This window comes from Crenobacter sp. CS_VA4 (assembly GCF_055597485.1).
Map to the genome: position 1 here is coordinate 1 of NZ_JBVMAE010000060.1, position 3,138 is coordinate 3,138.

The 3,138-nt window shown below is 57.8% G+C and carries 4 protein-coding genes and 1 tRNA gene; 4 read left to right on the forward strand and 1 reads right to left on the reverse strand.

Translation table 11 applies throughout. The annotated features are described in order from the left end of the window. Nucleotide 1: 1 nt before the first annotated feature. Nucleotides 2–77, reverse strand: a tRNA-Val gene (locus ACZ2IA_RS22565). A gap of 216 nt (nt 78–293) precedes the next feature. On the opposite strand from ACZ2IA_RS22565, the gene ACZ2IA_RS22570 reads away from it, so the two are divergent. The 4 genes from ACZ2IA_RS22570 (at nt 294) to ACZ2IA_RS22585 (ending at nt 2,976) form a co-directional block, all read left to right on the forward strand. Next, the gene (locus tag ACZ2IA_RS22570) at nt 294–1,259 is read left to right on the forward strand and encodes an acetyl-CoA carboxylase carboxyltransferase subunit alpha (RefSeq protein ID WP_470294834.1); all 966 of its coding nucleotides are present in this window, start codon (nt 294–296) and stop codon (nt 1,257–1,259) included. Nucleotides 1,260–1,542: 283 nt separating this feature from the next. Beyond that, nucleotides 1,543–1,743, forward strand: coding sequence for a hypothetical protein (locus ACZ2IA_RS22575; protein ID WP_470294835.1), 201 nt, complete (start codon nt 1,543–1,545; stop codon nt 1,741–1,743). Nucleotides 1,744–2,026: 283 nt separating this feature from the next. Next, the gene (locus ACZ2IA_RS22580; protein WP_470294836.1) at nt 2,027–2,233 is read left to right on the forward strand and encodes a YMGG-like glycine zipper-containing protein; all 207 of its coding nucleotides are present in this window, start codon (nt 2,027–2,029) and stop codon (nt 2,231–2,233) included. Between the two features lie 284 nt (nt 2,234–2,517). Beyond that, nucleotides 2,518–2,976 carry an FCD domain-containing protein gene (locus ACZ2IA_RS22585; protein WP_470294837.1) on the forward strand — a complete coding sequence of 153 codons (459 nt, stop codon included), beginning with the start codon at nt 2,518–2,520 and terminating at the stop codon, nt 2,974–2,976. Nucleotides 2,977–3,138: the final 162 nt, after the last annotated feature.

Below are 3,138 nucleotides of genomic sequence, written 5' to 3' on the forward strand. Positions count from 1 at the left end.
TTGGTGGGCGTTGACGGAGTCGAACCGCCGACATTCTGCTTGTAAGGCAGACGCTCTACCAACTGAGCTAAACGCCCCGTAACTGCTGGGTTTCCCGCTGTTTTCGTGTTGCGTTCAGCGAGGAGGCGGATTAAAACATAACGACGATGGGCGTGCAAGCGGTTTGCCAAAAAAAATAAACAATCGACCGATTCAGCTTCAATGTCATGACGGAGAGTCTTGTCGGACAGGCGTGACGCCCCCGGTAGCGCTCATGTATGATTGACCGATTTTCTCACGCGGATGATGTGCCCATGAAGCCGACTTTTCTCGATTTTGAGCAACCGATTGCCGAGCTCGAGAACAAAATAGAAGAGCTGCGATTCGTTCAGGATGATTCGGTACTCGATATCTCTGAAGAAATTGCCCGTTTGCAGAAAAAAAGCCAGGAATTGACCAAGGCGGTCTATAGCAAGCTGACGCCGTCTCAGATCTCGCAGGTGTCCCGTCACCCGCAACGGCCTTATACGCTCGATTACATCGCCAACCTGTTCACCGACTTCGAAGAGCTGCACGGCGACCGTTCGTTTGCCGACGACGCCGCGATTGTCGGCGGCCTGGCGCGCTTCAACGGTCAGAGCGTGATGGTGATCGGTCATCAGAAGGCGCGCGACACCAAGGAAAAGATTCGCCGCAACTTCGGCATGCCGCGCCCCGAGGGTTACCGTAAGGCGCTGCGGCTGATGAAGCTGGCCGAAAAGTTTGGCGTGCCGGTGATCACCTTCATCGACACGCCGGGGGCGTACCCGGGCATCGGCGCCGAGGAGCGTGGCCAATCCGAAGCGATCGGCCGCAATCTGTACGAGATGACCCGACTGCGCGTGCCGGTGATCTGCACGGTGATCGGCGAGGGCGGTTCCGGCGGTGCGCTGGCGATTGCGGTGGGCGATTGCCTCAATATGCTGCAGTACTCGACCTATTCGGTGATTTCGCCGGAGGGTTGTGCGTCGATCCTGTGGAAGACCGCCGAGCGGGCGTCTGACGCGGCCGAGGCGCTGGGCATCACCGCCAGCCGGCTGAAGACGCTGGGCCTGGTCGATCGAGTGATCAACGAGCCACTGGGCGGTGCCCACCGCGACCATGGCCAGATGATGGTGGCCCTCAAGCGGGTGCTGCAGGACGAACTGAAAGAGCTCACCGGCAAATCGATCGACGAGCTGCTGAAGTCGCGCATGGAGCGGTTGATGAGCTATGGCCGCTTCAAGGAAGAAAGTGCCTAAACTTTAGAGTTCCTGAAACGATAGCGGCTGCTTACATCATGTAGCGGCTGCAATGGACGAACCCACTCGGCGCCTCGAGTATCGAGATACACCTCGGTAGTCGAGGCGTCTTGGCGTCCAGACCAGGGCTTGGGCAAACCCTTGCCGTAGGTCTTCGCCTACCCGGCCTGCCAAGCCTCGTACTTCGTGGGCGGTTGGGCGGATCGCCTACTTTCCCAAACCTGCCAAGTCGTCACATTGAGGTCTAGGCTTAGGGTCTAGAACACTCCATGGATGAGGCGTCATGAATAACGCACATGTGATCGCGGCGTCACACATCATCGCCGCCCAGATCGGTAAGCATGAGCTTGACCCGGACGTGATCGCTCAGCGGGTTGTCAGCCTGGCCTGCAAAATCAGCGAAGAATGCGCCAAGGTAGACGAACAGCATGGCGTGGAAACCAAGACGATGGTTGCCGAGATGTATCGCAGCATCGATGCATAGTCGGTCTCGCCCCTGTTGAACACCGGTGCTCGCTGCCTCCTGGCTGTGGCGTTCTTCCTGATGCGCCCCTCGAGCGCTGGGGTTGGCCGAACCTGTAGCGCTCGATCTCTCCATCCTGCTTCTTTCAGAGATGCAGCGGTGTCATGTTGGTTTCGCGCCGATACGACAAAATCTTCAACTTAATGATTATTAACGATTTTCATTGCCATTTTCTGGTCATAAAGTGCTGCGGCGTTAGACTTATAAGTAGGGAGTGAAGCCATCTAACCTAAGGAGGTCAATCATGAGTAACGCCATGAGAAATCTTGCCTTGGCTGTGTTGGTAGCTACGTCGCTGGCCGGTTGTGCTGGCATGTCGCGGCAGGATAGAAACACCGTGATCGGTGCGGGTGCCGGGGCGGTTGTCGGCCACGTTCTGACTGGCGGCGACGCAGTGGGTACGGTAGGTGGCGCTGCGGTGGGTGGCGTGATCGGTCACCAGATTAAGTAAACGCCTCAGCAGCGAAGCACTATAGAGAGTTTCTTATATACAAGGCACAAGGCGCCGTCCAAGTTGGGCGGCGTTTTTTGTGGGCATTGAAGATCATGCTGGTTTCATCTGCGCCACCCAATAGTAAAGCCCCACCCATCACGATGTTGTTCGGCCGACAGCGTAGCCAGTTCGCCCTGCTCTGATCCCCAGCCGCCGCGTGAAAATTTTTGCAGTCTTACTGGTATTACCAGTTAGACCGGTGTAAATTGCAGGCAGGTTTCAACAGCCAGACTGTCTGACAGATGTTCACTTCATCAAAACTAGGCGATGCAGCCGCCAGCAGTGCTCTCGATGCGATCAAGCAAGGTCTCCGGCAGGCCGACGACAGGCTTTCCTCCCCGCGGAACCATGTCGACGCGCTGAAGCAACTGCGCCTGGCCGTGCTCGACATGCACGAATCGCTGGACGCGGCGGACGATCTGGCCGCCGTGGTCGAGGCCAGCCTCCGGTTTCATCGTCAGCAGGCGGCTCTTTCGCGCAACCCGGTGTTCCATCAGGTGATGGAACAGACCAGCGAGGCGATCGGCCGCACCTGCGACATCTTGCTGACGCGGTTGCGGGCAATGCACACCGTGTTGGCCGAAACGGAAGCGATCCTGTGCGCGAATAAGGCGCACGACAGTGCGACCGCCAGTGCCGTAATGCAGCAGCACATCGTCAACGCCGTTGAGCGGCCCCGTATCGCCATCCGCCGCAGTTGAGCCGTACCCCAATAACAACAACACACCTATCTACACCAGGAGAAGAGAAACCATGTTGCAACTCATTAAGAAATCGCTGTTCATACAGGTGATGATCGGCCTCGTGCTCGGCATCGCCGTCGGCGTCCTGTTGCCCGACCAGGCGGCCAGCCTCAAGCCGCT

Bases quoted from the DNA above. Each gene is read 5' to 3' on its own strand.
- ACZ2IA_RS22585 (WP_470294837.1), top strand. From the start codon at position 2,518: ATGTTCACTTCATCAAAACTAGGCGATGCAGCCGCCAGCAGTGCTCTC.
- ACZ2IA_RS22570 (WP_470294834.1), top strand. From the start codon at position 294: ATGAAGCCGACTTTTCTCGATTTTGAGCAACCGATTGCCGAGCTCGAG.
- ACZ2IA_RS22580 (WP_470294836.1), top strand. From the start codon at position 2,027: ATGAGTAACGCCATGAGAAATCTTGCCTTGGCTGTGTTGGTAGCTACG.
- ACZ2IA_RS22575 (WP_470294835.1), top strand. From the start codon at position 1,543: ATGAATAACGCACATGTGATCGCGGCGTCACACATCATCGCCGCCCAG.